The following is a 25,922-nucleotide window of genomic DNA, read 5'->3' as shown; positions in this document are numbered from 1 at the left end:
CTGAGCGGCATCCCACGATGAGCACCCCAACCCCGTCCGCCCCGGACGCGCACGCCGCGCGCCGCGGCTCGCCCCTGAAGATCGAAGGCCTGGGCCTGCAGATCGGCGGCGCGACGATCCTGAAGGATGTCGAACTCGACGTCGCCGCCGGCTCGCTGGTCGGCGTCATCGGGCCCAACGGCGCCGGCAAGACCACGCTGTTCAACGTGATCTCCGGGCTGATGAGGCCCACCGCCGGCCGCGTCGTCCTCGACGACCGCGACATCACGACGGCGTCCGTGCCCGCCCGGGCGCGGGCGGGGCTGGGGCGCACGTTCCAGACCTCGAGCCTGTTCCCGAGGCTCACGGTGCTCGAGAACGTGCGTCTGGCGGCTCAGGTGTCGCTCGGCGGCTCGACGTCGCTGCTGCGATTCCCGAGGCGAGCGGATGCCGCGACCGAGCTCGCGCTCGCGAAGCTCGAGGTGGTGGGACTCACCCACATGCGCGAGGCGTACGCGGGCGACATCTCGCACGGCGACAAGCGCAAGCTCGAGATCGCGGTCCTCCTCGCCACCGACGCGAGCATCGTGCTGCTGGACGAGCCCATGGCCGGCGTCGCGTCCGGCGACGTCGCGGGCCTCGTCGAGAACATCCGCGACATGCAGCGCGAGAAGGGCTGCACCCTCCTCATGGTCGAGCATCACATCGACGTGCTGATGGGCCTCGTCGACAAGGTGGCCGTCATGTACTTCGGCAGCATCATCGCGTACGACACGCCGCAGCGGATCATGGCGGACCCGATCGTGCAGAGCGCCTACCTCGGCACCGGTGCGAGTGGGACGGAGGCGGCATGACCGCGGCGGACCCCATCCTCACCGTGTCGGGGCTGCGCTGCACGATCGCGGGCCAGCAGGTCGTCGAGGACGTGTCGTTCCAGGTGCCCGCGACCGGTATCACGGCCGTTCTCGGGCGCAACGGCGTGGGCAAGACGTCCACGATCCGCGGCATCCTCGGACTCATCCACCGCCGCGGCGAAGTGCGCCTGGCCGGCGAGCGCATCGACGGCCTGCCGACGCATCGGATCGTGCAACGGGGCGTCGGCTACGTGCCCGAGGACCGGGAGGTGTTCGGCAGGCTCACCGTCGCCGAGAACCTCGCCCTCGCCGAGCGCCAGCGCAACCCGCGGCGGGAGTTCGTCGCCGAGCTCTTCCCCGACCTCGTCGCGCGACGCGATCAGCAGGCCGGCACCCTCTCGGGAGGACAGCAGCAGATGGTCTCGGTCGCACGAGCTCTCCTCAACGACAACCGCCTGCTGCTCGTCGACGAGCCCACGAAGGGGCTCGCACCCCGCATCGTGACCGAGGTCGCCGACGCCCTCGAAGAGGCGTCGAAGACCGTCCCGATCCTGCTCGTCGAGCAGAACCTCGAGGTGGTGCGACGTCTCGCGCACGACGCGATCGTGATCGCGGGCGGCCGCGTGGTCCACGTCGGGACCGCGAACGGCATCCTCGACGACGACGACCTCACTCGCCGGCTGCTCGGCGTCCACTCGGAGCAGGCCGCATGAGCACCGTCATCCTCACCCTCATCACCGGAGTCGGACTCGGCGCCCTGTACTTCCTCGTCGCGAGCGGGCTCAGCCTGATCTACGGGCTCATGCACGTGCTGAACTTCGCCCACGGGGCGTTCCTCACCTTGAGCGCGTTCATGGGCTGGATGGTGGCGCAGGCCGTCGGAACGGAGTCGTGGGGCTCGTTCCTGCTCTCGATCCTCGTCGGCGCCGGCGTCGGCGCGGTGTTCGCGACGCTCACCGAGCTCGTGCTGATCCGGCCGCTGTACGAGCGGCACATCGAACAGGTGCTCGTCACGGTCGGGCTGTCGTTCGCGGCGGTCGCGCTGTTCGAGGGCATCTGGGGCACGGATCCCATCCACATCGCCGGGCCGCCCTGGCTGCGCCAGACCACGGACGTGCTCGGGGCGCGCATCCCGAACACCTACTGGGTGCTCATGATCGCTGCCGTGCTGGTGCTGGCCGCGCTGGTGCTGTTCCTGCAGAAGACCCGCTACGGCATGATCATCCGGGCCGGAGTCGAGAACCGCTCGATGGTGACGGCCCTCGGGATCGACGTGCGACGCTCGTTCACGCTGGTGTTCGCGATCGGCGGGGCGGCGGCCGGCATCGGGGGAGTGCTCGCGATGCACTACTCGACGTTCGTCTCGGCCCACCTCGGCCAGACGCTCCTCATCTTCGCGTTCATCGTCACCGTCGTGGGCGGCCTCGGGTCGCTCACCGGCGCCGCCGTCGCCTCGGTCCTGGTCGCGGTGCTGCAGCAGTTCGCGAACTTCTACCTCGGCGGCACGGGCGACTTCATCGTCGTGATCCTGCTCGCACTCGTGCTGCTGGTGCGCCCGGCCGGACTTCTCGGGAGGAAAGCATGACCGCCCGGCCCAGCGGGGCCCCCGCACCCGGAGGCTCCGGGCGACGCGCCAGCGGCGCCTGGAGGGGGAGCGGGGTCCGTCGACTCGTCCCGGCCATCGTCGGGGTCGCCCTGGTGATCCTCATGGCGGTGCTGCCGCTGCTGAACATCTCGATCCCGGGCATCCTCCCGACCCCCACGTACATGCCGGGCACGCTCGCGCTGCTGTCGCTGTGCATGGTGTTCGCGGCCCTCGCACTGTCGTACAACCTGCTGCTCGGATCCGGCGGGATGCTGTCATTCGGGCACGCCCTCTACTTCGGGGCCGGCGCGTACGGGCTGGGCATCGCGCTCGAGCACTTCGGCGTGCCCCTGTGGCCGGGGATCCTCATCGCCCTCATCGGCGGGATGGTGATCGCCCTCGTCACCGGCGCCGTGTCGATGCGCGTGTCCGGCATCCCGTTCGCGATGGTGACCTTGGCGTTCGCACAGGCGGGCTCGGTGCTGGTGCGCCGCAACTCGCAGGTGACCGGCGGCGAGGAGGGACTGAGCCTCGACACCGACCAGGTGCCCGACTTCCTGGTGGGCGTCGTCAACACCCGGAACCTGTACTGGTTCACGCTCGTCGTGCTCGTGGTCGTCTACCTCGTGACACTGTGGGTCGACACGTCACGCCTCGGGCACCTCGCGCGCGCGACGCGTGAGAACGAGCAGCGCGTGCGTGTGCTCGGTCTGTCGCCATACCGGGTGAAGCTGCTCGTCTTCGTCATCGCGGCGGTGCTCGCGAGCCTCGCGGGCGTCGCCTACATGCTTCTGCAGTCGGGCACCGTGCCCCGCGCAGTCTCGGCAGACCTCACGATCACCATCCTCGTCATGGTCGTGCTGGGTGGCGTCGGATTCCGCTGGGGTGCCATCGTTGGCGGTGTGCTGTACACGCTGCTCGACCAGCGCCTCACGGTGCTGGCCGGATCCGACGCGATCGCGGGCCTGCCCGACGTGCTGCGCGTGCCCCTCTCGGAACCGCTGTTCCTGTTCGGTGTGCTGTTCATCGTCGTGGTGATGTTCCTTCCCGGCGGCATCGCAGGCACGATCGACGCCGCCGTCCGCCGTCGTCGCGGCGAGAAGGTCCGCGGGTCGTTCCGCGAGCTCGACGACGCCGGTGAGCAGGCCGACGCGCCGGTCGAGGTGCGCGCATGACATGGGACGGCGACCTCGACCCGGAGGTCGACGACGAGCCGCACACCATCGGTCGATGGATCGTCGACCGCGCGGCCCTCTCCCCGCGGCGCATCGCGATCGACGACCGCGGCGTCACGACCGACTACGCGACCCTCGCCGAGCGCGCCGTCGCGCTCGCCGAGCGCCTGCGGCGCGCGGGCTACGGGCCGGGCGACCGCATCGCGACGGTCTCGGGAAACTCCACCGACCACGTCGTCGCCTTCTTCGCCTGCGCGATCGCGGGCATCGCGTTCGTGCCGCTCTCGTGGCGGCTCACGCCGCGGGAGCTCGCCGACGTCCTCGCGCGGTCGGCACCGGCGCTCGTGCTGATCGAAGACGAGCACGCCGCACTCGCGGGCGAGGCGCTGCGTCCCGAACGCGTGTCGGGAGCCGTCCGGGCGCAGGAGTGGCCACCCGCGACCGCCGCCCTCGGCACGACGGGAGTCGAGGTCTCCGTCCCGACGGCGCGGCGGGCACGGATGCCGCGACCCGTGCGCGACGACGACCCGCTGCTCGTCATCTTCACGTCGGGGAGCGAGGCAGCACCCAAGGGCGTCGTGCTCACCCACGCGAACTGCTTCTGGAACAACCTCGCCCTCGCGCAGGCGCTGCCGCTCACGCACGACGACATCGTGCTCGCGATGCTGCCGCAGTTCCATGTGGCCGCGTGGAACTGTCAGCCGCTGCTCGCGTGGTGGGTGGGGGCGACCGTCGTGCTCGAGCGGTCGTTCCAGCCCGCCCGCGTGCTGCAGCTGATCGCGGGGCGCGGCGTCACCGCGATGATGGGCGTGCCGACGCAGTACGCCATGCTGGCTGCCGACGGCGCGTGGAGCGCGACCGACACGTCCTCGTTGCGCCTCGCCCTGGTGGGCGGCGCGACGATGCCGGCGTCGCTGCAGCAGGCGTGGTCGGCTCGCGGCGTGGCGCTCACACAGGGGTACGGGCTCACGGAGGCCGCGCCGAATGTGCTCTACCTGCCGGCATCCGAGGCCGCTGACGCGCCCGGCGCCGTCGGCCGTGCGTACCCGCACGTGTCGGTGCGGGTCGTCGACCCCGAGACGGGTCTGGTGCTCGACGGTGCGGCGACGGGCGAACTGTGGGTGCGCGGTCCGAGCGTGTTCGCAGGCTACCTCGACGACGACGAGGCCACGTCGCGTGCGATGCGCGGCGAATGGCTGCGCACCGGCGACCTCGCGTCGCGCGACGCCGACGGCATCTTCCACCTCGTCGACCGGCTGAAGGACATCTTCATCTCGGGCGGCGAGAACGTGGCGCCCGCCGAGGTCGAGCACGCGCTCACCCTTCACGCGCTCATCGAGGCGGCCGCGGTGGTGGGAGTCCCCGACCCGGTCTGGGGAGAGCGCGGCGTCGCGTTCGTGGTGCCGGCTCCCGGAGCCGCGCTCTCGAGCGACGAGGTGCTCGCCCACGCGCGCCGCAACCTCGCCGCATTCAAGGTGCCGGTGCGGGTCGAGTTCGTCGACGAGCTGCCGCGGTCGACGATCGAGAAGATCGCCCGCTCGCGACTGCGTGGCCGCGCACAAGCCCTCCTGGCCGCAGACGGCGTGCCGGAGCACCATCACACGACCGAGGGGATGCCGCGATGAGTCTTTCCGAAGAGCTCACCGACGACGCCGAGAACCTGGTGTCACCGGCGACGGGACGACCGCTCACCAAGCGCGGCGAGGCGACGCGGCGGCGCCTGCTCGAGGCCGCAGAGCTCGTGTTCGCCGAACAGGGCTACCACGAGGCATCCATCGTCAAGATCACCGAGCGCGCCGGCATCGGGCTCGGCACGTTCTACCTGTACTTCGACAGCAAGCAGTCGATCTTCGAAGCGCTGGTGCTCGACCTCAACCGTCGCGTGCGCCATTCGATGTCGGAGGCCATGATCGGCGCCGCCACGCGCCTGGACGCCGAGCGCGCCGGCTTCGCCGGATTCTTCCGCTTCACCGCGGAGCATCCTGCGCTGTACCGGGTGGTGCGCGAGGCCGAGTTCGTGTCGCCGGAAGTGCTGCGCCTGCACTACACGCGCATCGTCGAAGGCTACGAGACGGGGCTGCGGGCCGCGCAGCAGACCGGCGACGTCGACCGCGCGCTCGACCCCGAGACGACCGCGTGGGCGCTCATGGGAATGGGCGAGCTGATCGGCATGAGGTTCCTGCTGTGGGAGCGCGACGCCGACGGCAAGCCGCCGGCCGAGCTCGACCCCGTGGTGTTCGCCGGGATGGCCCGGTTCATCGACAACGCGCTGGCACCGCGCGGCGACGACCGAGAGAAGGACGTGTGATGGCAGAGCAGGATCTCGAGGGCAGGCGGGCGCTCGTCACGGGCGGCGCGAGCGGCATCGGACTGGCGTGCGCGCACGAGTTCGCCGCGCGCGGCGCGCACGTGATCGTCGCGGACCTGAACGCGGACGCCGCGACGGATGCCGCAGCCGCCGTCGGCGGCGAGCCGTGGATCGTCGACCTGTCCGACACCGCGGCTCTCGACGACCTGGCGCTCGACGTCGACATCCTCGTGAACAACGCCGGCATCCAGCGTGTCGCGCCGATCACGGAGTTCGACCCCGACACGTTCCGGCTGCTGCTGCGGCTCATGCTCGAGTCGCCGTTCATGCTGATCCGAGCGGCACTTCCCGCGATGTACGAGCGGGGGTGGGGGCGCATCGTCAACATCTCGAGCGCCCACGGCCTGCGCGCAAGCGCCTTCAAGTCGGCGTACGTCGCGGCCAAGCACGGGCTCGAGGGCCTCTCGAAGGTCACGGCTCTCGAGGGCGGCCCGCACGGCGTGACGAGCAACTGCATCAACCCGGCGTACGTGCGCACGCCTCTCGTCGAGAAGCAGATCGCCGACCAGGCGAAGGTGCACGGCATCCCCGAGAGCGAGGTCGTCGAGAAGATCATGCTCACCGAGACGGCGGTCAAGCGCCTCGTCGAGGCCGACGAGGTCGCCTCGCTCGCCGGATGGCTGGTGTCGGACAAGGCCGGCATGGTCACGGGAGCCTCGTACACGATGGACGGCGGGTGGACGGCACGATGACGACCGATGCGACGCGCGCACCCGAAGGCTCGCGCGTGGGTCACGCATACCGGACGATCGAGGTCCCGGTCGACGGCGGCGACCTGCACGTCGGTGTGTGGGACCCGGAGCCTCGCGTCGAGGACGCCGCTGACGTCCTCCTGATCCACGGGGTCACGTCGTCTCACCTGGCCTGGCCGTTCGTCGTCGACCGGCTTCCCGGCGTCCGTGCCGTCGCGCCCGACCTCCGCGGTCGCGGAGCCAGCAACACCCTCGAGGGAGCGGCCGGCATGGCGGCGCACGCCGCCGACCTCGCCGCCGCGCTCGATGCGCTCGGGATCGAGAAGACCGTGGTCGTGGGCCATTCCATGGGTGCTTTCGTCGCAGTGGTCTTCGCGCACCTGCACCCCGAGCGCGTGTCGCGGCTCGTCCTGGTCGACGGCGGACTGCCGTTGGACGTCCCCGTGGGACTCAGCACGGACGAGCTCGTCGCCGGGATCCTCGGGCCGACGGCAGCGCGGCTGTCGATGAGGTTCGCCGACGCGGGGGAGTACCTGGAGTTCTGGCGGCGGCATCCCGCCTTCCAAGACGCCTGGACGCCCGAACTGGAGCGGTACCTCGCATACGACCTCGTCGATGACGGCTCCGGCGCGCTGCGGCCGGCCACGAGCTACGCGACCACGGCGGACGACACGCTCGACATGAACACCGGCACGGCGCTGCCCGACGCGCTCGCGGCGCTGCGGCACCCCGTCCGGATGCTCACTGTTCCGCGGGGCCTTCAGGACGAGCCGCCCGGGCTCTACGCGCCCGAGCACCTCGACCGCGTGCTCGGGGAAGCTCCGTCGGTGGCCCACGAGCGCGTCGACGGCTTCAACCACTACACGATCGTGATGGCTCCGGCGGGCGCGGAGGTCGTCGCCGCCGTCGTCCGCGAGGAGCTGGCGCACGTCTGATGCCGCCCTCCCGGTGGCAGCCGCCGAGTGCCGAAAACACAGGAGGAACGCGACGCTGCGGCGCCGCGGACAGGCGCCGCGCGGCGTGTCTCCTGATTTCTCGACGTATCAGCGCGCCGCGGCGATGCGGGTCGTCAGCTGGTGCGCGTGGGCGAGGAGGGTGCGCCCGAGCTCGGGGAGCCGGTCGGGTCCGAAGCGGAACTCGACGCCCGTCAGGCTCAGCGCCCACTGCGGGTGCCCCTCGCGCGTGAACACGGCCGCGCCGATGCCGTACGAGCCTTCCACGATCAGCCCGGGATTGACGGCGTAGCCGCGCTCCTGGGTGTCGCGCAGCCGGGAGCGCAGCCGCGCCTCGCCGTGCGCTGCGCCCCACTCGCTCGGCAGCCCGGGGTGCCGCTCGAAGTACGCGTCCACATCGTGGGGCGGCAGGAACGCGAGGATCGCGAGTCCCGCCGAGGCCACGCCGAGCGGGAACCGCACCCCCTCCGACAGTACGAACGAACGGATCGGGAAGCTCCCCTCCTCGCGCAGCAGGCACACCGTCTCGTCTCCGCGGCGTACCGAGAGGAACGCGCTCTCTTCGGTGCGGACGGCGAGCGAACGCACGATGTCGCGCGCCATCGCGGTGATGTCGTACCGCGATGCCGCGACCGTGCCCATCAGGTACAGCTCGGGTCCGGGCATCCATCGGCCCGTCTTCTCGTCCTGGTCGACGAGGCCCTCGTGGCGCAGGGCGGACAGCAGCCGGTGGGCCGTCGGGCGCGTCAGGTCGGCGCGACGGGAGAGGTCGGCGACGGTCATGCCGTCGGCACCCGCCGAGGTCACGAGGCGCAGCAGCAGCGCGGCGCGGGCGACGGACTGGGCGCCGGGCACCGTACGCGTCGTTCGTGGAGCGTCCACGATGTGGACACTACGCCCCGCGATCTCCAGATGGCAAACGGACGCTCGCGCGGGGGGGAGACCACGCGTGAGGATGGAGCCGATCGGCAACGAAGGAGTGGCACGTGATCGACAAGACCTGGGGCTCGGCGGCCGAGGCCGTCGCCGATATCCCCGACGGAGCGTCTCTCGCGGTGGGGGGATTCGGGCTGTCCGGCAATCCCATCGCCCTCATCGAGGCGCTGCTCGCGCAGGGGACCGGCGACCTCAGCATCGTCAGCAACAACTGCGGCGTCGACGACTGGGGGCTCGGCATCCTGCTGAACGCGAAGCGCATCCGCAAGATGACGTCGTCGTACGTCGGCGAGAACAAGGAGTTCGAGCGTCAGTTCCTCTCGGGCGAGCTCGAGCTCGAGCTGACGCCGCAGGGAACGCTCGCCGAGAAGCTCCGTGCCGGCGGATCGGGCATCGCGGCGTTCTACACGCAGACGGGCGTGGGCACGCAGGTGGCCGAAGGAGGCCTGCCGCGCAAGTACGACGGCCAGGGCGGTGTCGCCGTCGCGTCGCCGCCGAAGGACGTGCGCACCTTCGACGTCGCGGGCGCGTCGCGCGAATTCGTGCTCGAGGAGGCGATCGTCACCGACTTCGCCCTGGTCCACGCGCTGCGCGGCGACAGGCACGGCAACCTCGTCTTCAACAAGGCGGCGCGCAACTTCAACCCGCTCGCCGCGATGGCCGGCCGGGTGTGCATCGCGCAGGTCGAGGAGCTGGTCGAGCCGGGTGAGCTCGACCCCGACAGCATCCACCTCCCCGGCATCTACGTGCATCGCATCGTGGAGGTCGGGTCCGACATCGAGAAGCGCATCGAGCGACGCACCGTGTCGGCCGCTCCGGCCGCCGCGCGCGACATGCCGGAAGGAGCCTGACATGCCGCTCACCCGCAACGAGATGGCGGCGCGAGCCGCCCAGGAGCTCGCCGACGGCGCCTACGTCAACCTCGGCATCGGCCTGCCGACCCTCGTGCCGAACCACGTGCCCGACGGTGTGACCGTCGTGCTGCAGTCCGAGAACGGGATCCTCGGCGTCGGCCCGTACCCGACCGAGGAGAACGTCGACCCCGACCTCATCAACGCCGGCAAGGAGACCGTGACCACGCTGCCCGGCGCGGCGTTCTTCGACTCGGCCACGAGCTTCGGCATGATCCGCGGCGGCAAGATCGACGCGGCGATCCTCGGTGCGATGCAGGTCTCGGCGACCGGGGATCTCGCGAACTGGATGATCCCGGGAAAGATGGTCAAGGGCCCCGGTGGGGCGATGGACCTCGTGCACGGCGCCGCCAAGGTGATCGTGCTGATGGAGCATGTCGCCAAGGACGGCAGCGCGAAGATCGTCGAGGACTGCTCGCTGCCGCTCACCGGCAGGGGCGTCGTCGACCGCATCATCACCGACCTCGCGGTGATCGACGTCACCGAGCACGGGCTCGTGCTGGTGGAACTCGCCCCGGGCGTCACGGTGGACGAGGTGATCGATGCCACGGAACCGCCCCTCACCATCGCGATCGAAGAGAGAATCGAAGCATGAACCACGACGACGTCGTCATCGTCGCCGCTGCGCGCACTCCGCAGGGGCGTATGAAGGGCCAGCTCGCTGCTCTGACCGCCGTGCAGCTGGGGAGCGCCGCGATCCGCGGCGCACTCGAGAAGGGCCGAATCCCTGCGGATGCCGTCGACGCGGTACTGGTCGGGCAGGTGCTCGCCGCCGGGGCGGGGCAGAACGCCGCGCGGCAGGCGGCCGTGGGCGCCGGGATCGGGTGGGACGTGCACTCGGGCTCGATCAACAAGGTGTGCCTGTCGGGGCTGACCGCGGTGATCGACGCGGCGCGAATGATCGCGGTCGGCGACGCGCAGGTCGTGGTCGCCGCCGGCATGGAGTCGATGACGCGCGCCCCTCACCTGCTGATGGGCTCGCGCGACGGCTGGGCCTACGGCTCGATCGAGGTGCTCGACCACATGGCGTACGACGGTCTCACCGACGCGTACGACCGCGAGAGCATGGGCGCCTCGACGGAGCGGCACAACGGCCGGCTCGAGATCACCCGTGAGGCGCAGGATGCCGTGGCCGCCCGGTCCCATCAGCGCGCCGCGGCCGCGCACGCCGCGGGGCTGTTCGAGGCAGAGATCGTGCCGATCGAGATCCCGCAGCGCAAGGGAGACCCGATCGTCGTGACGAAGGACGAGGGCGTGCGGCCCGACACCACCGTCGAGACGCTCGCGAAGCTGCGTCCCGCCTTCGCGGAGGGCGGGTCGATCACGGCGGGCAACTCGTCGCAGATCTCGGACGGCGCGTCGGCCGTCGTGCTCACCAGCCGCTCCCATGCCGACGCGAACGGGTGGTCCGTGCTCGCGGTCGTCGGCGCGTCCGGGCAGGTCGCCGGGCCCGACAACTCGCTGCACTCGCAACCGGCGCGCGCGATCGAGAAGGCGTGCGAGAAGCAGGGCGTCGCCGTGTCGGATCTCGACCTCGTCGAGATCAACGAGGCGTTCGGCGCCGTCGTGGCGCGGTCCCAGGCCGAGCTCGGCCTGTCGGACGACGTGGTCAACCCGCACGGCGGCGGCATCGCGATCGGGCACCCGATCGGGGCGTCCGGGAACCGGCTCGTGGTCCACGCGGTCCACGAGCTGGTACGACGCGGCACCGGCACCGCCGCGGTGGCGCTGTGCGGCGGCGGCGGTCAGGGCGACGCGCTGATCCTCACGCGCTGACGCTGCCCTCCGGCTGGGGCGCTCAGCGCTCCAGCCGGCGCTTCAGCAGCTTCTTCTCGCGGCCGTGCACGGGGGAGTCGTTCGCGATGAGCCGGCCGCGCGATGCGCGGCGGACATCGACGATCGCGCCGACCGCAAGCGCCAGCGAGATGCCCCAGCTGAGCCACGCGAGCGCCGTCCGCCACGTGAACGGCTCGTTCTCGCGCAGGGCTCGCAGCAGCGTCATGCCTCCGGTGAACGCCGTGATGATGCCGGTGCCGAAGAGGTACTTGCGCATGGGGCCACGTTAGCGCGGCGGGCGCGGGCGTCGCTGCCCTTGACATGGCGCCCACCGCACGTCAAGGGGCGTGGGGCCCTGTCGGGGCGCTGTTAGCCTGAGCGTGCCGAGTCCCCGCAACCGTCAGGAGCCCGCGTGACAGAGCCCGAACACCTGGCCGAACTCGTCGTCGTCGCCAATCGCCTTCCCGTCGACCGCATCGTCGACGGCGATGGGGAGCCCGGCTGGCGCCGGTCGCCGGGCGGTCTGGTGACGGCGCTCGAGCCCGTCATGCGACGCGCCGACGGGGCCTGGGTCGGATGGCCCGGGCAGCCCGACATCGACGTCGACCCGTTCGAGTTCGAGGGGACCTTCCTCGTTCCGGTGGCGCTGAGCGCCGAGGAGGTCGAGAAGTACTACGAGGGCATGTCGAACGACACCTTCTGGCCGCTCTACCACGACGTCATCGCCGAGCCGAGGTACCGCCGCGTGTGGTGGGACTCCTACGTCCGGGTGAACCGCCGCTTCGCCGAGGCGACCGCGGCCGTCGCCGCCGAGGGCGGGACGGTGTGGGTGCAGGACTACCAGCTGCAGCTCGTGCCGCAGATGCTTCGCGACGCCCGGCCCGATCTCACGATCGGATACTTCCATCACATTCCGTTCCCCGCATACGGGCTGTACTCCCAGCTGCCCTGGCGACACCAGGTGCTCGAGGGACTTCTCGGCGCGGACGTCATCGGGTTCCAGCGGGTGGCGGATGCCGGCAACTTCGCGAGGGCCGTCCGGCGCCAGCTGCGCTACGAGACCAAGGCGTCCGGCATCACGGTCCCGAATCCCGACGGCTCGAATCGCCGTGCGCTCGCGAGGGCGTTCCCCATCTCGATCGACGCCTCGTCGTACATCGAGCTCGCCCGGCGCGAAGACGTGCAGGCGCGTGCCAGGGAGATCCGCGAGAGCCTCGGCAACCCTCGGAAGATCCTTCTCGGCGTCGACCGGCTCGACTACACCAAGGGCATCCGACATCGCATGAAGGCCTTCGGGGAGCTGCTCCAGGACGGCAAGGTCTCGGTCGAGGACGTCACGCTCGTGCAGGTCGCGAGTCCCAGTCGCGAACGCGTCGGCGCCTATATGCAGCTGCGGGACGAGATCGAGCTGACGGTCGGGCGGATCAACGGCGACTTCGACACGATGGACCACACCGCGATCCGCTATCTCCACCAGGCGTACCCGCGCGAGGAGATGGTGGCGTTGTTCCTCGCGGCCGACGTCATGCTGGTCACGGCGCTGCGCGACGGGATGAACCTCGTCGCGAAGGAGTACGTCGCGTCGCGCATCGACAACCGCGGCGTGCTCGTGCTCAGCGAGTTCGCCGGGGCCGCGGATGAGCTGCCGAGCGCCGTCCGCATCAACCCGCACGACATCGACGGCATGAAGGACGCCATCATGCGCGCTATCGAGATGCCCGCGGCCGAGCAGGGCAGGCGGATGCGCGCACTGCGCAAGAAGGTCATCGAGAGCGACGTCGCGCGCTGGTCGCAGTCGTTCCTCGACGCGCTCGAGGACGCGCGCCGGGCGCGGCGCACCCGGGCGGTCCGGGCGTGAGCCCGGAGCTCCCGGACGACGTGCGCTCGGCCGTCGCCCGCATCGCGGCATCCGATCTGCTGCTCGTCGCACTGGACTTCGACGGGACCCTCGCGGCCCTCGCCGACGACCCGATGAGCGTGCGGATGCCGCCTGCCACGCGCGACGCGGTGGCGGCCGTGCTCGACGCACCCGACACCGTCGTGGCCTTCGTCTCGGGCCGCAGTCTCGTCGACCTCCGGATCATCGCGGAACACGACGACGCCTCGCGCGTGCTGCTGGCGGGATCGCACGGCGCCGAGTACTGGATCCCCGCAGAAGGGGTCACGAGCCACGGGGAGGATGCCGAGGCGGCGGAGCTGCGCGACACACTGCGCGCTCGCGCCGAGCGAGCCGTCGCACACCTGCGCGGCGTGTGGATCGAGCCCAAGACGTTCGGGTTCGCGGTGCACACGCGCCTCGCGGACGAGACCGCGACGGCCGAGGCTCATCGCCTCGTCGACGCAGTCATCGAGGCCGAGGCGCCGCACTGGCGCCGTCGCACCGGCCACAACATCGTCGAGTTCGCGTTCCGCCACGAGGGCAAGGACTCCGCGATCGCGGAACTGCGCGATCGCGTCGGCGCAACCGCGGTGCTGTTCGCCGGCGACGACGTCACCGACGAGGACGCCATGCGCAGCCTCGGCGACGCCGACCTGGGCGTGAGGGTGGGCGACGGGGCGACCGCGGCGACGGTGCGCGTGCCCGACATCGCGGCACTGGCCGCCGTGCTGACGCTGCTCGCTGCGGAGCGCACCCGCGCGCGGAGATGACCGTCACGCGGGCCGAGCGGGTCATCGGTCGGGAATAGACTCGGTGCCATGCCCCAGCCCGAGAACTCCATAGACATCAAGCCTCGCAGCCGGGTCGTCACGGACGGCATCGAAGCGACCACGTCACGCGGCATGCTTCGCGCGGTCGGCATGGGCGACGAGGACTGGGACAAGCCCCAGATCGGCATCGCGTCCAGCTGGAACGAGATCACCCCGTGCAACCTGAGCCTGGACCGGCTCGCGCAGGGGGCCAAGGAGGGCGTGCACGCCGGTGGCGGCTACCCGCTGCAGTTCGGCACGATCTCCGTCTCGGACGGCATCTCGATGGGCCACGAGGGCATGCACTTCTCGCTCGTCTCGCGCGAGGTCATCGCCGACTCCGTCGAGACGGTCGTCATGGCGGAGCGCCTCGACGGCACCGTCCTCCTCGCGGGCTGCGACAAGTCGATCCCCGGCATGCTCATGGCATCCGCCCGGCTCGACCTGTCGAGCGTGTTCCTCTACGCCGGCTCGATCGCCCCGGGCTGGGTCAAGCTCAGCGACGGCACCGAGAAGGACGTCACGATCATCGACTCGTTCGAAGCGGTGGGCGCATGCCTGGCCGGCAAGATGAGCGAGGCCGACCTCAAGCGCATCGAGTGTGCGATCGCCCCCGGCGAGGGCGCCTGCGGCGGCATGTACACGGCGAACACCATGGCCTCGGTTGCCGAGGCGCTCGGCCTGAGCCTCCCCGGTTCGGCGGCGCCGCCTTCGGCCGACCGGCGCCGCGACTACTTCGCGCACCGCTCCGGCGAGGCCGTGGTCAACCTCCTGCGCCTGGGGATCACGACGCGCGACATCCTCACCAAGGAGGCGTTCGAGAACGCCATCGCGCTCGCGATGGCGCTCGGCGGCTCGACCAATGTCGTTCTGCACCTGCTCGCGATCGCCCGCGAGGCCGACATCGAGCTGAGCCTTCACGACTTCAACCGCATCGGCGACAAGGTGCCGCACGTGGCCGACATGAAGCCGTTCGGGAAGTACGTCATGAACGACGTCGACCGGCACGGCGGCATCCCGGTCATCATGAAGGCGATGCTCGACGAGGGGCTGCTGCACGGCGACGCATTGACGGTGACCGGCAAGACGCTGGCCGAGAACCTCGCCGACCTCGACCCCGACCCGGTCGACGGCGACGTCATCCACCGCTTCGACGACCCGATCCACGCCACCGGCGGCATCACGATCCTGCACGGCTCGCTCGCGCCGGAGGGCGCGGTGGTCAAGACCGCCGGCTTCGACGCCGCCGTGTTCGAGGGCCCCGCCCGCGTGTTCGAGCGGGAGCGGGCCGCGATGGACGCGCTCGAGGCGGGCGCGATCGACCCGGGCGACGTCATCGTGATCCGCTACGAGGGCCCAAAGGGCGGCCCGGGCATGCGCGAGATGCTCGCGATCACCGCCGCCATCAAGGGCGCGGGGCTCGGAAAAGATGTACTACTCTTGACGGACGGACGATTCTCAGGCGGCACAACCGGCCTGTGCATCGGCCACATAGCACCCGAAGCGGTGGACGCAGGTCCTATCGCCTTCGTGCGCGATGGTGATCTGATACGGGTCGATATCGCGGCTCGCTCTCTCGACCTACTCGTCGACGAGGCAGAGCTGAGCTCTCGCCGCTCTGGCTGGGAGCCCCTTCCTCCGCGCTATACCCGTGGCGTCCTTGCCAAGTACTCCCGACTCGTGCGCTCCGCTGCAGAGGGCGCGACGACCGGCTGAACTCGGCTTACCGACATCCCTTCGACCGATTCTCGAGGATCACAAATGTCCGCCGAAACCGCTGCCGCCGTTCCACGGCCACCCGCTCGCACCGCCGCTGCGCCCGTGCTCACGGGCGCGGAGGCCGTCGTCCGCTCGCTCGAGCTGCTCGGCGTCACCGACGTCTTCGGGCTGCCGGGCGGAGCCATCCTCCCGGTGTACGACCCGCTCATGGATGCCAGCGATCTGCGCCACATCCTCGTCCGCCACGAGCAGGGCGCCGGCCACGCCGCCGAAGGCTACGCCGCGGCATCCAACAAGGTGGGCGTCGCGATCGCCACGTCCGGTCCCGGCGCGACCAACCTCGTGACGGCGATCGCCGACGCCTATATGGACTCGGTGCCCATCGTGTGCATCACGGGCCAGGTCTTCTCCACGCTGATGGGGACGGACGCCTTCCAGGAGGCCGACATCGTCGGCATCACGATGCCGATCACCAAGCACTCCTTCCTCGTGAAGGATCCGTCCGAGATCCCCGCGGCGATCGCCGCGGCGTTCGAGATCGCGTCGACCGGCCGCCCCGGCCCCGTGCTCGTCGACATCACGAAGGACGCCCAGCAGGCCGAGGCGCCGTTCGTGTGGCCGCCGAAGATCGACCTGCCCGGGTACCGTCCCGTCACGAAGGCGCACGGCAAGCAGATCCAGGCGGCCGCTCAGCTGATCGCCGAGGCGAAGAAGCCGGTCCTGTACGTGGGCGGCGGCGTCGTGCGCGCCAAGGCGTCCGACGAGCTGCGCGCGCTGGCCGAGACGACGGGCGCGCCGGTCGTGACGACGCTCATGGCGCGCGGCGTGTTCCCGGATTCGCACCCGCAGCACCTCGGCATGCCCGGCATGCACGGCACGGTTCCTGCCGTGCTGGCGCTGCAGGAGGCCGACCTGCTGATCTCGCTCGGCGCTCGCTTCGACGACCGGGTCACCGGCAAGGCGGCGCTGTTCGCACCGCACGCCAAGGTCGTGCACGTCGACATCGACCCTGCCGAGATCTCGAAGATCCGAACCGCCGACGTCCCGATCGTGGGCGACCTCAAGGACGTGCTGGTCGACCTCGACGTCGCCTTCCGCGCGGTCAGCGCCGCGAGCAAGCCCGACATCACCGAATGGTGGTCGTTCCTGGAGGGGCTGCGCGACGAGTTCCCGCTCGGCTACACGCAGCCCTCGGACGGGCTGATGTCACCCCAGTACGTCATCCAGCGCATCGGCGAGCTGACCGGACCCGAAGGCATCTTCGCCGCCGGCGTCGGCCAGCATCAGATGTGGGCGGCCCAGTTCATCAAGTACGAGCGACCGAACGCGTGGCTGAACTCGGGCGGCGCGGGCACGATGGGCTACGCGGTGCCTGCCGCGATGGGCGCGAAGGTGGCGGAGCCGGACCGGCACGTGTGGGCGATCGACGGCGACGGCTGCTTCCAGATGACCAATCAGGAGCTCGCCACCTGCACGATCAACAACATCCCGATCAAGGTCGCGATCATCAACAACTCGTCGCTGGGCATGGTGCGCCAGTGGCAGACGCTGTTCTACGACGGCCGCTATTCGAACACCGACCTCAACACCGGGCACGACACCGTCCGCATCCCCGACTTCGTGAAGCTCGCCGAGGCCTACGGCTGCCTTGCGATCCGCGTCGAGAAGGAGGAGGACGTGGATGCCGCGATCAAGACCGCGCTCGAGACGAACGACCGTCCGGTCGTCATCGACTTCGTCGTGAGCGCCGACGCGATGGTCTGGCCGATGGTCCCGCAAGGCGTCAGCAACAGCTATGTCCAGTACGCGCGCGACCACGCGCCGGCGTTCGAGCAGGAGGACTGAGCCATGTCGACCCACGTGCTGAGTCTCCTCGTCGAGGACAAGCCCGGTCTGCTCACGCGCGTCGCAGGGCTCTTCGCCCGGCGCGGCTTCAACATCGAGTCGCTCGCGGTGGGCGTCACCGAGGTGCGCGGACTCTCGCGCATCACCGTCGTGGTGGACGTCGAGGAGCTGCCGCTCGAGCAGGTGACCAAGCAGCTCAACAAGCTGGTCAACGTCATCAAGATCGTCGAGCTCGACCCCGTGGCATCCGTGCAGCGCGAGCACATGCTCATCAAGGTGCGCGCCGACAACCAGACGCGCTCGAACGTGCTGGAGGTCGTGAACCTCTTCCGTGCGCAGATCGTCGACTACGCCCCCGACGCGCTCGTGGTCGAGGTCACCGGCGACAAGGGCAAGGTCGAGGCCTTCCTCCGCGCCCTGGAGCCGTTCGGCATCAAGGAGCTCGCCCAGTCGGGCCTGCTCGCGATCGGCCGCGGCGGCAAGAGCATCACCGAACGCGTGCTGCGCGGCTGAGTCGCGGCATCCGTCTTTCCGAACCACAACATCAAGGAGAAACACGAAGATGGCTGAGATCTTCTACGACGCCGATGCCGACCTGAGCATCATCCAGAACAAGAAGGTCGCGATCGTCGGCTACGGCTCGCAGGGTCACGCGCACGCGCAGAACCTGCGGGACTCGGGCGTCGAGGTCGTCATCGCGCTCAAGGACGGCTCGAAGTCGACCGAGAAGGCGCAGGACGAGGGCTTCGAGGTCAAGTCGGTCGCGGACGCCGCCGAGTGGGCCGACCTCATCATGATCCTCGCGCCCGACCAGCACCAGCGGTCGATCTTCAGCGAGAGCATCAAGGACAAACTGACCCCCGGCAAGACGCTCGCGTTCGCGCACGGCTTCAACATCCGCTTCGGCTACATCCAGGCGCCCGAGGGCGTCGACGTTATCCTCGTCGCCCCCAAGGCTCCCGGTCACACCGTGCGTCGCGAGTACGTCGCCGGTCGCGGCATCCCCGACATCATCGCGGTGGAGCAGGATGCCTCGGGCACGGCGTGGCAGACCGCGCTCTCGTACGCGAAGGCCATCGGCGGCACGCGCGCCGGCGTCATCAAGACGACCTTCACCGAAGAGACCGAGACCGACCTGTTCGGAGAGCAGGCCGTGCTGTGCGGCGGTGTGTCCCAGCTGGTCCAGTACGGCTTCGAGACCCTGACCGAGGCGGGCTACCAGCCGCAGATCGCGTACTTCGAGGTGCTGCACGAGTTGAAGCTCATCGTCGACCTGATGTGGGAGGGCGGCATCGCCAAGCAGCGCTGGTCGGTCTCCGACACGGCGGAGTACGGCGATTACGTGTCCGGTCCGCGCGTCATCGACCCGCACGTCAAGGAGAACATGCAGGCCGTGCTCGCCGACATCCAGTCCGGCGCGTTCGCTAAGCGCTTCATCGACGACCAGGACAACGGAGCGAAGGAGTTCCTCGAGCTGCGCGAGAAGGCCGCCCAGCACCCGATCGAGGCCGTCGGCAAGGATCTGCGCGCGCTCTTCGCGTGGAAGCAACAGGACGAGGACTACGTCGAGGGCTCGGCCGCGCGCTGACGCTCCCGCAGTGAACCCGCGCGCAACCGCGCGAGGCGTGTGAAGCCCGGTCCCCACGAGGGGCCGGGCTTCCGTCATCGGAACGGGTGGTGCGCCGCGCCCAGGCGCTCACGCGGGAGCGGTGAGGGCCGGGGTCGCGGCCAGCTCGGCGAGCCTTCGCCGCCCCGCGCCGATGTGCTCGCGCAGCCGCCGCACGGCGGCGGTCACGGCGGGGTCGTCGGCCCGCTCGGCCGGAATGCGCGAGGGATTGAGCGTGGTGCTGTTCGACCACTCACGGATGTCGTCCTCCTTCGACATCGCGAGGGACGCGTCGCCGCCGATGACCTGCATCGCCGCCCAGTCCGCCGGAGTGTTCGCGTAGGGGGAGGGCCGGCACACCCGGTTCTTCTCCTCGTCGGAGTCACGCGTGGCCTCGACGTACCCGGTGAGCGCCGCGCCGAAGCAGGGGAAGCCGACCCGCACCGGCTGCGGCGTGATGACACCCGGGCGCCAGATCGGCACCAGCCCCGGGTACTTCAGTCCCGATGCGGCGCAGTGGACGATCACGCTGTCGGCGGGGACCCGGACGTCGCCGTCCGCGAAACCCAGCACGCCCCGAGCGACTCGGCGCAGGTGTCCGCGCCGCACCACATCCTCCACCGACCGGAGCAGCTCGAGCTCCCACGCGGCGAGCGTCGGCGTCTTCGCCATCGTCGGCGCGACCGAGGGATCGACGCGCAGCATGACGCCGGCGGACTCCATGCGCAGGAACAGATCGTCTGGCGACGATGCCTCGGAGGCCGCGGCCATCGTGTCGGCGGCCATGCCCAGGAAGATCGCCGGATCGGGCTGCACTCGGGCGCGGTTGAGCACCCAGGCGTCGCGTGGCCGCACCCACGTGATCGCGTCGGGGGCGACGCCCTGCCGCAGCAGCCAGACGCACGCGTCCATCGCCGTCTTGCCGGCGCCGACGAGCACGAACCTCGTCGGTGCGGAGGCGAGGCGCACGAGTCCGTTCACGGCGATCACGGCGGCGTCGCCGGTCTCGAACGGCGGCGGAGTGAGCGCCGGGATGTCGGGGGACAGGTATCGGGCGTCGACGAGGCGCGCGCGGGGCGCGACGAAGTGCTGCCCTGTCAGGCGTGACGTGAATCGCCCCTCGCCCAGATACTCGCAGTTCGGGTGGAACGTCACCTTTCCGCTCCGGACGAGGCGCTCGGCGGCACGCGCGTAGTACTCGCACACTTCGGCGGCCGACGCTCGTTCATGCAGACCGCGCTCCGGCCCGTCCGGCTGGAGCCGCTCGCCGCCGAGCCGCGTGGACGCGACCCCGTAGAACGCGGATGCCTGGTGGAGGCGGACGAACGGGTAGTCGTCGAGCCAGTGCCCGCCTGCTCCGAACCGCCGGTCGACGACGGCGACCGAGACGTCTGCGTGGTCCGTGAGCGCGTCGGTGAACGCCATGCCCATGGCCCCTGCCCCCAGCACGAGGTAGTCGGCGTCGACCGTGACCTCCACGTGCTCATCCGACCACCGAGGCGGGGGAGCGTCAAGGCGCACCGTCGCGGCGGATAGGCTTCCTCGCATGTCTGTGCGTCCCGTCGAGATCGCTGTCCAGGACCCCGCAGGCGCCCGGGACGCGATGGCAGCGGGCGCAGCCCGGCTCGAGCTCTGCCAGGCGCTCGACGTGGGCGGACTGACCCCCTCGCTCGCGGTGCTCGAGGCCGTGCTCGACGCGGTGGATCCCGCCGCAGTGAACGTCCTCGTCCGTCCTCGGGCGGGCGGCTTCGTCTACACGGCGGAAGAAGTCGCGCTGGTGGCCGCCGACATCCGCGCGTGCGTCGTGCGCGGCGCGGGAGGTGTGGTCGTCGGCGCGCTGGACGCGACGGGTGGGCTGGACCGCGAGGCCGTGCGACGTTGGCGGGATGCCGCGGGCGCGGCGACCCTCGTCTTCCACCGTGCGATCGACGCCTCGGCCGACCCGTCCGCCGTCTTCGACGCGCTCGCGCCGCTCGGCGTGGACCGCGTTCTGACGTCGGGCGGGGCCCCGCGCTCGATCGACGGGGTCGAGCGGCTCGCCGCGTTCGCGGCGCGCTCAGGCGGCGTCGAGGTGATGGCCGGTGGCGGCGTGCGCGTCGCCGACATCCCCGCGCTGTTCGACGCCGGTGTCCACGCCGTGCACCTGTCGGCGCGCGCACGCGCCGGGCTCGACGCGCCGTCCGGGCCCGGGGGCGGCGCCGAGGGTCACGACGTGACCGACGCGCTCGTCGTCCGCGAGGCCGTTGCCGCTGCGGTGCGCTGAGACCGCTCCGCCGCACCCACCACTCGGGGTATCAGGGGGCGCTGTGCTCGCTCCCTCAATGCATCCATCGCCCATCCGGCGATCACCCGAGAGAGGAATGGCCATGGACGGCAGCATCCTGATCCTGGCCGACCGCATCAGCCGCGAGCGGTCGGCGGCACTGTACCGCGAGCACGCGATCCGTCGCAGCCTCGCCGACCGCGGAATCGTGGTGGCGCCTGGCCGGCCGACGGTCGACGTGGCCTCCGCCATCGGCGTGTGGCTGCGCGGGCTCTTCGCACCGGCACAGCGCCCGCGGTTCACCTGAGACGAGCGGCCCCTCGGTATCACGCGGGGCATGAGGCGCTCTGGCGCTTCGGGGAGTCAACGAGAGGAACGCACATGAACGTCGAACCGTGGAGCACCGTCGGGGCCGGATCGGAGGGCCCGGTGGTCGCCGGGATCCAGTACCTCCTGCGCGCGCACGGGCATGCCGTCGTCCCCGACGGAAGCTTCGGACCGGCCACCGCCGCGGCCGTCGCGGCGTTCCAGAGCTCGGAGGGCGTTGGCGCGGACGGTGTCGTGGGACCGATCACGTGGCCGCGCCTCGTGGTGCCGAGCGGACCGGGCACGACGGGCGACGCGGTCCGCGCGGTCCAGCAGTTCGGTCTGCTCCGCTCACCCGGCGACGCGCCTCTGGTCGTAGACGGGGACTTCGGTCCGCTGACGAAGGAGCGGGTGGAGTTCTTCCAGGAGTCGTGGGGGCTCACGCTCGACGGCGTCGCCGGTCGCGAGACGTGGTCGTTCCTCAGCACAGCGCTACCCGGCCCCAGGCCATGGGCTCTGGTCAAGCAGGGTTCGTCGCAGGCGACGAACTGGCGAGTGCTCGCGGCTCAGCACCTGCTGCGGCACCGCGGTGCGTCCGTCGCGGCCGACGGCGTGTTCGGGCCGCAGAGCGGCGCGGCCGTGCAGGCGTTCCAGCAGACGCTCCGCGCGCACGAGATCTCGACGACGCTCGGACAGCTCGACTGGCCGAGCCTGATCGTCACGCTCCGGCTGGGAGACGCGGGAGAGGCCGTGCGCGCGCTGCAGACGCTGCTGGCCGGTCTCGTGGTGGACGGCGACTTCGGGCCTCTCACGGACGCCGCGGTGCGCGAGTTCCAGTCGATGTTCGCACCGCCCGCCGACGGGATCGCCGGACCCGACACCTGGCACGCGCTGACGACACGGCTCTTCGACTGAGCCGGGCCACCGCAGGGCTTGAGCGGCGACGGACGCACGCCACTACGCTGGGGTCGTGACGACCGGACGCGACGACGACGCCCTCACGTGGGACGGCGACGACGACCCCACGCTCGACGTCGGGTCCTCCGAAGCGGCCCCTCGGCCGGACGTCGGCGCCGAGCCGACCGCGGTGCTTCCGGAAGGCTTCACCGCGGTGGGCAGAGGCAGCGAGCAGGTCGCCTCCGCTGACGGTGCCGGTACAGCCGGAACGGACGCGTCGGACGCGGTCACGGTGGCCGACGGCGATCCGGTGGCGGAGAAGACGCCGATGGGCAACGTCGAGCTCATCGTGCTCGGCGTGCTGGGCGGCGTGTACGCGCTGTTCGCGATCGGCTGGCTGATCGGAGGCCTCCGGCTGCAGGGCTGGCGGCCGTTCCTCGTGACCGACGCGATGTACCAGGGCAGCCTGTGGCTGGCCGTGCTCGCGCCGGTGCTGTGGTTCGCGACGGTGTTCCTCCTCACGCGCGGCGCGCGCACGTGGGTGCGGTTCGCGTGGCTCGCAGCGGGCGTGGTGCTGCTGGTGCCATGGCCGTTCGTCATGATCGGGGCGGTGGGACAATGAGCGACACGACGCCGGATGCCGCGGCATCCGTTCCTGCGAAGGCGAAGACGCCGACGTGGCTCGTCGCGACCATCTCCGGCCTCGTGGGCCTCTTCTACGCGTACGCGGTGTGGAACGCGATCGGCAATCTGATCGAGACGATCGGGTTCTACGGCGAGGCCGGCATGTCGCTCACCGTGCTCGGCTGGGCGGTGTGGCTCTTCGCCGCCCTGTTCCCGCTGCTGGTGTGGGGAGCGGCGTTCGCGCTGGCCTATCGCCGAGCGGCCCACGAGCTGCTGCTCGTGATGGTCACGGGCCTCGCGCTCGTCGCGGTGTTCTGGCTCAACGTCGTCGCGTACACCACGCTCAACACCACGTCGCTGGTGTCGTGACGTTCGTCACACGGTCGGGTCGCCGCGCCTCGCCGCGATAGGCTGGGCAACGGCCCGCCCCCGCTGGCGTGCGGCGCGGCATCCGCTCTGCTCTGCGCCGTCGCGCACCGCCCCCGAAGGAATCATCCGTGACGAAGCCTGTCGTCCTCATCGCCGAAGAGCTCTCTCCCGCCACGATCGACGCACTGGGTCCCGACTTCGACGTCCGCTTCGTCGACGGCACCGACCGGCCCGCGCTGCTGTCGGCGCTGGCCGACGCGAACGCGGTGCTGATCCGTTCGGCGACGAAGATCGACGCCGAGGCGATCGCCGCAGCGCCCGTGCTCAAGGTCGTCGCGCGTGCGGGCGTCGGCCTCGACAACGTCGACATCAAGACGGCGACCACCGCGGGCGTGATGGTGGTCAACGCGCCGACGTCGAACATCATCTCGGCGGCCGAGCTGACCGTCGGCCACATCCTGAGCCTCGCCCGCCGCATCCCCGCCGCGCACGCCTCGCTCGCGGCCGGCCAGTGGAAGCGCAGCGCATACACCGGCACCGAGCTCTTCGAGAAGACGGTCGGCATCATCGGCCTCGGCCGCATCGGCGCCCTCATCTCCGCGCGCCTCCAGGCTTTCGGCGTGTCGGTCGTCGCCTACGACCCCTACGTCACGCCGACCCGCGCGCAGCAGCTCGGCGTGACGCTGCTGGAGCTCGACGAGCTGCTCGAGCAGAGCGACTTCGTCACCATCCACATGCCGAAGACCCCGGAGACGACGGGCATGATCGGCGCCGAGCAGTTCCGCCGCATGAAGCCGACCGCCTACGTCGTCAACGTCGCGCGCGGCGGCCTCATCGACGAGGAGGCGCTGCACACCGCGCTCACCACGGGCGAGATCGCCGGCGCGGGCCTCGACGTCTTCACAAGCGAGCCGCCGAAGGAGGACGGCACCGCCTTCCCGCTCCTGAGCCTGCCCAACGTGGTCGTGACGCCGCACCTCGGCGCGTCGACCGACGAGGCGCAGGAGAAAGCGGGCGTGTCGGTCGCGAAGTCGGTCAAGCTCGCGCTCGAAGGCGACCTCGTGCCCGACGCCGTGAACGTCGCCGGCGGCGTCATCGACCCGTTCGTGCGCCCCGGCATCGCTCTGGTCGAGCAGCTCGGGCAGTTCTTCACCGGCCTCGCGCACAGCGCGCTCACGAGCCTCGACATCGAGGTGCGCGGCGAGCTCGCGGCGTACGACGTCAGCGTGTACCGGCTCGCCGCGCTCAAGGGCATCCTCGCCAACGTCGTGAGCGAGAACGTCTCGTACGTGAACGCGCCGCTGTTCGCCGAGCAGCGCGGCATCGAGACGCGACTGATCGTCGAAGCAGAGAGCCCGCTGTACCGGAACATCACGATCCTGCGCGGCACGCTCGCGGACGGATCCGTCCTCACCGTGGCGGGCACGCTCGCCGGCACGCGCATGGTTCCCAAGGTCGTCGGCATCAACGGCTACGAGATCGAGGTGCCGATCGAACGCCACCACCTCGTGATGCGGTACGCCGATCGCCCGGGCATCGTGGCGATCTACGGCCAGAAGCTGGGCGCCGCGGGCATCAACATCGCCGGGCTCCAGGTGGCGCAGGCCGATGCGAGCGGGCGCGCCCTGTCGGTGCTCACGGTGGACTCGCCGGTGCCGGAGGAGCTGCTCGAAGAGATGCGCGAGGCCGTCGGGGCGGACCTGTTCCGCCGCATCGAGGTCACCGAGGACTGACGGGCTGACGCTCGGCCGACGCCGGCGGCAGGACCGCGCCCACCGTTGCGTCAGGCGCGCGCGGCGTGCTCGACGAGCGCGACGAGCGCGTCCATCGCGGGGCCTCGCGGCACCGGGCCCGGGATCGCGCCGCCGGACAGCGCGTTGTTGAAGTAGAGGCCGTCGCTGACGAGCATGACGAGGTCGAGCGCTGCTTCGTCGCGGGTATGGTCCCGCAGCGCGTGGGCCCAGCGATCGCGAATCCCTCGCAGCGCCTCGCCGGCGCCCGGGCTTCCGCCCTGAGCGAGGCGCGAAGCGGCCAGGATCGCGCGGTCGAGAGGATCGTTCTCCATCGCGGATGATCGCAGGAAGTAGGCGATCGGGCCTTCCGGGGCGGCGGCCATCGCCGCGAGGTCGGCGTCGACGAGGGCCATGAGCCGCTCGACGGCGCCGGCCTCGAGCGCTTCCTTCGTGCCGAAGTGGTAGAGCAGTCCGCCTTTCGAGACGCCGGCCGCCTTCGCGGTGGCGTCCATGGTGGCGGCGCGTTCGCCCTCCTCGACGAGGATCCGCTCGAAGGCGTCGAGCACCTTCTCGCGGGCCAGGGGAGGGCGACTCATGGCGTCGATCGTATCGACAGGGGGCGCGGCATCCTGATACTATACCG

General features: G+C 70.8%; 27 protein-coding genes. 23 read left to right on the top strand and 4 right to left on the bottom strand.

Annotated elements, in window-relative coordinates; all coding sequences use genetic code 11:
• Nucleotides 1-17: 17 nt before the first annotated feature.
• The 8 genes from AC3ANN_RS09970 to AC3ANN_RS09935 all read left to right on the top strand — a co-directional run bounded on the left by AC3ANN_RS09970 (nt 18) and on the right by AC3ANN_RS09935 (nt 7,588).
• The gene (locus tag AC3ANN_RS09970) at nt 18-833 is read left to right on the top strand and encodes an ABC transporter ATP-binding protein (RefSeq protein ID WP_488337255.1); all 816 of its coding nucleotides are present in this window, start codon (nt 18-20) and stop codon (nt 831-833) included.
• Nucleotides 830-1,546 carry an ABC transporter ATP-binding protein gene (locus tag AC3ANN_RS09965; RefSeq protein ID WP_488337254.1) on the top strand — a complete coding sequence of 239 codons (717 nt, stop codon included), beginning with the start codon at nt 830-832 and terminating at the stop codon, nt 1,544-1,546. Before AC3ANN_RS09970 ends, AC3ANN_RS09965 begins: the two co-directional genes overlap by 4 nt.
• Nucleotides 1,543-2,418 carry a branched-chain amino acid ABC transporter permease gene (locus AC3ANN_RS09960; RefSeq protein WP_488337253.1) on the top strand — a complete coding sequence of 292 codons (876 nt, stop codon included), beginning with the start codon at nt 1,543-1,545 and terminating at the stop codon, nt 2,416-2,418. The genes AC3ANN_RS09965 and AC3ANN_RS09960 overlap by 4 nt, the downstream gene beginning before the upstream one ends.
• 122 nt (nt 2,419-2,540) lie before the next feature.
• A complete protein-coding gene (locus AC3ANN_RS09955) occupies nt 2,541-3,593 on the top strand; it encodes a branched-chain amino acid ABC transporter permease (RefSeq protein WP_488340812.1) in 1,053 nt (350 codons plus the stop codon).
• Nucleotides 3,590-5,218 (top strand): class I adenylate-forming enzyme family protein, encoded by a 1,629-nt coding sequence (locus tag AC3ANN_RS09950; protein WP_488337252.1) that lies wholly within the window; start codon nt 3,590-3,592, stop codon nt 5,216-5,218. Before AC3ANN_RS09955 ends, AC3ANN_RS09950 begins: the two co-directional genes overlap by 4 nt.
• Complete coding sequence (locus AC3ANN_RS09945) at nt 5,215-5,901, top strand: TetR/AcrR family transcriptional regulator (protein WP_488337251.1); 687 nt, start codon at nt 5,215-5,217, stop codon at nt 5,899-5,901. Before AC3ANN_RS09950 ends, AC3ANN_RS09945 begins: the two co-directional genes overlap by 4 nt.
• Nucleotides 5,901-6,653, top strand: coding sequence for a 3-hydroxybutyrate dehydrogenase (locus AC3ANN_RS09940; RefSeq protein ID WP_488337250.1), 753 nt, complete (start codon nt 5,901-5,903; stop codon nt 6,651-6,653). Before AC3ANN_RS09945 ends, AC3ANN_RS09940 begins: the two co-directional genes overlap by 1 nt.
• On the top strand, nt 6,650-7,588 hold the full coding sequence (locus tag AC3ANN_RS09935; protein WP_488337249.1) for an alpha/beta hydrolase: 939 nt from the start codon (nt 6,650-6,652) through the stop codon (nt 7,586-7,588). The genes AC3ANN_RS09940 and AC3ANN_RS09935 overlap by 4 nt, the downstream gene beginning before the upstream one ends.
• A 108-nt stretch (nt 7,589-7,696) precedes the next feature.
• Here the strand turns inward: AC3ANN_RS09935 and AC3ANN_RS09930 are convergent, their stop codons facing one another.
• Nucleotides 7,697-8,488, bottom strand: coding sequence for an IclR family transcriptional regulator (locus tag AC3ANN_RS09930; RefSeq protein ID WP_488337248.1), 792 nt, complete (start codon nt 8,486-8,488; stop codon nt 7,697-7,699).
• A 104-nt stretch (nt 8,489-8,592) separates the two neighbouring features.
• Between AC3ANN_RS09930 and AC3ANN_RS09925 the strand changes: the two genes are divergently transcribed.
• The 3 genes from AC3ANN_RS09925 to AC3ANN_RS09915 are packed head-to-tail and all read left to right on the top strand — an operon-like array spanning nt 8,593 to nt 11,229.
• The gene (locus AC3ANN_RS09925) at nt 8,593-9,393 is read left to right on the top strand and encodes a CoA transferase subunit A (protein ID WP_488337247.1); all 801 of its coding nucleotides are present in this window, start codon (nt 8,593-8,595) and stop codon (nt 9,391-9,393) included.
• A 1-nt stretch (nt 9,394) separates the two neighbouring features.
• Complete coding sequence (locus tag AC3ANN_RS09920) at nt 9,395-10,048, top strand: CoA transferase subunit B (RefSeq protein ID WP_488337246.1); 654 nt, start codon at nt 9,395-9,397, stop codon at nt 10,046-10,048.
• The gene (locus AC3ANN_RS09915; protein WP_488337245.1) at nt 10,045-11,229 is read left to right on the top strand and encodes an acetyl-CoA C-acetyltransferase; all 1,185 of its coding nucleotides are present in this window, start codon (nt 10,045-10,047) and stop codon (nt 11,227-11,229) included. Before AC3ANN_RS09920 ends, AC3ANN_RS09915 begins: the two co-directional genes overlap by 4 nt.
• 22 nt (nt 11,230-11,251) lie before the next feature.
• Here the strand turns inward: AC3ANN_RS09915 and AC3ANN_RS09910 are convergent, their stop codons facing one another.
• Nucleotides 11,252-11,506: a cytochrome c-type biogenesis protein gene (locus AC3ANN_RS09910; RefSeq protein WP_488337244.1), complete on the bottom strand. Its 255-nt coding sequence runs from the start codon at nt 11,504-11,506 to the stop codon at nt 11,252-11,254.
• A gap of 135 nt (nt 11,507-11,641) precedes the next feature.
• Between AC3ANN_RS09910 and AC3ANN_RS09905 the strand changes: the two genes are divergently transcribed.
• The 6 genes from AC3ANN_RS09905 to ilvC are packed head-to-tail and all read left to right on the top strand — an operon-like array spanning nt 11,642 to nt 19,069.
• Nucleotides 11,642-13,087, top strand: coding sequence for an alpha,alpha-trehalose-phosphate synthase (UDP-forming) (locus AC3ANN_RS09905; protein ID WP_488337243.1), 1,446 nt, complete (start codon nt 11,642-11,644; stop codon nt 13,085-13,087).
• A complete protein-coding gene (gene otsB / locus AC3ANN_RS09900) occupies nt 13,084-13,878 on the top strand; it encodes a trehalose-phosphatase (RefSeq protein ID WP_488337242.1) in 795 nt (264 codons plus the stop codon). The genes AC3ANN_RS09905 and otsB overlap by 4 nt, the downstream gene beginning before the upstream one ends.
• 48 nt (nt 13,879-13,926) lie before the next feature.
• Complete coding sequence (gene ilvD, locus AC3ANN_RS09895; RefSeq protein ID WP_488337241.1) at nt 13,927-15,633, top strand: dihydroxy-acid dehydratase; 1,707 nt, start codon at nt 13,927-13,929, stop codon at nt 15,631-15,633.
• Nucleotides 15,634-15,678: 45 nt separating this feature from the next.
• On the top strand, nt 15,679-17,481 hold the full coding sequence (locus AC3ANN_RS09890) for an acetolactate synthase large subunit (protein ID WP_488337240.1): 1,803 nt from the start codon (nt 15,679-15,681) through the stop codon (nt 17,479-17,481).
• Nucleotides 17,482-17,484: 3 nt separating this feature from the next.
• Nucleotides 17,485-17,994: an acetolactate synthase small subunit gene (gene ilvN / locus AC3ANN_RS09885; RefSeq protein WP_488337239.1), complete on the top strand. Its 510-nt coding sequence runs from the start codon at nt 17,485-17,487 to the stop codon at nt 17,992-17,994.
• Nucleotides 17,995-18,043: 49 nt separating this feature from the next.
• Entirely contained in the window at nt 18,044-19,069 is a 1,026-nt protein-coding gene (gene ilvC / locus AC3ANN_RS09880) for a ketol-acid reductoisomerase (protein ID WP_488337238.1), read from the top strand.
• A 108-nt stretch (nt 19,070-19,177) separates the two neighbouring features.
• Here the strand turns inward: ilvC and AC3ANN_RS09875 are convergent, their stop codons facing one another.
• Nucleotides 19,178-20,566 (bottom strand): pyridine nucleotide-disulfide oxidoreductase, encoded by a 1,389-nt coding sequence (locus tag AC3ANN_RS09875; protein ID WP_488337237.1) that lies wholly within the window; start codon nt 20,564-20,566, stop codon nt 19,178-19,180.
• A gap of 67 nt (nt 20,567-20,633) precedes the next feature.
• Between AC3ANN_RS09875 and AC3ANN_RS09870 the strand changes: the two genes are divergently transcribed.
• From AC3ANN_RS09870 to serA, 6 genes are all read left to right on the top strand, one after another.
• Entirely contained in the window at nt 20,634-21,350 is a 717-nt protein-coding gene (locus tag AC3ANN_RS09870; RefSeq protein ID WP_488337236.1) for a copper homeostasis protein CutC, read from the top strand.
• Nucleotides 21,351-21,453: 103 nt separating this feature from the next.
• Nucleotides 21,454-21,657 carry a hypothetical protein gene (locus AC3ANN_RS09865; protein ID WP_488337235.1) on the top strand — a complete coding sequence of 68 codons (204 nt, stop codon included), beginning with the start codon at nt 21,454-21,456 and terminating at the stop codon, nt 21,655-21,657.
• 74 nt (nt 21,658-21,731) lie between these two features.
• Nucleotides 21,732-22,571: a peptidoglycan-binding domain-containing protein gene (locus AC3ANN_RS09860; RefSeq protein WP_488337234.1), complete on the top strand. Its 840-nt coding sequence runs from the start codon at nt 21,732-21,734 to the stop codon at nt 22,569-22,571.
• 55 nt (nt 22,572-22,626) lie between these two features.
• Entirely contained in the window at nt 22,627-23,175 is a 549-nt protein-coding gene (locus tag AC3ANN_RS09855; protein ID WP_488337233.1) for a DNA polymerase III subunit gamma/tau, read from the top strand.
• Nucleotides 23,172-23,546: a bacitracin resistance protein gene (locus tag AC3ANN_RS09850; RefSeq protein WP_488337232.1), complete on the top strand. Its 375-nt coding sequence runs from the start codon at nt 23,172-23,174 to the stop codon at nt 23,544-23,546. The genes AC3ANN_RS09855 and AC3ANN_RS09850 overlap by 4 nt, the downstream gene beginning before the upstream one ends.
• 128 nt (nt 23,547-23,674) lie before the next feature.
• A complete protein-coding gene (gene serA, locus AC3ANN_RS09845; RefSeq protein WP_488337231.1) occupies nt 23,675-25,279 on the top strand; it encodes a phosphoglycerate dehydrogenase in 1,605 nt (534 codons plus the stop codon).
• 50 nt (nt 25,280-25,329) lie between these two features.
• Here the strand turns inward: serA and AC3ANN_RS09840 are convergent, their stop codons facing one another.
• Nucleotides 25,330-25,875: a TetR/AcrR family transcriptional regulator gene (locus AC3ANN_RS09840; protein ID WP_488337230.1), complete on the bottom strand. Its 546-nt coding sequence runs from the start codon at nt 25,873-25,875 to the stop codon at nt 25,330-25,332.
• Between the last annotated feature and the right edge of the window lie 47 nt (nt 25,876-25,922).

The organism is Microbacterium sp. STRO-2N (assembly GCF_057747775.1).
This window is presented reverse-complemented; position numbering and strand designations above follow the sequence as displayed.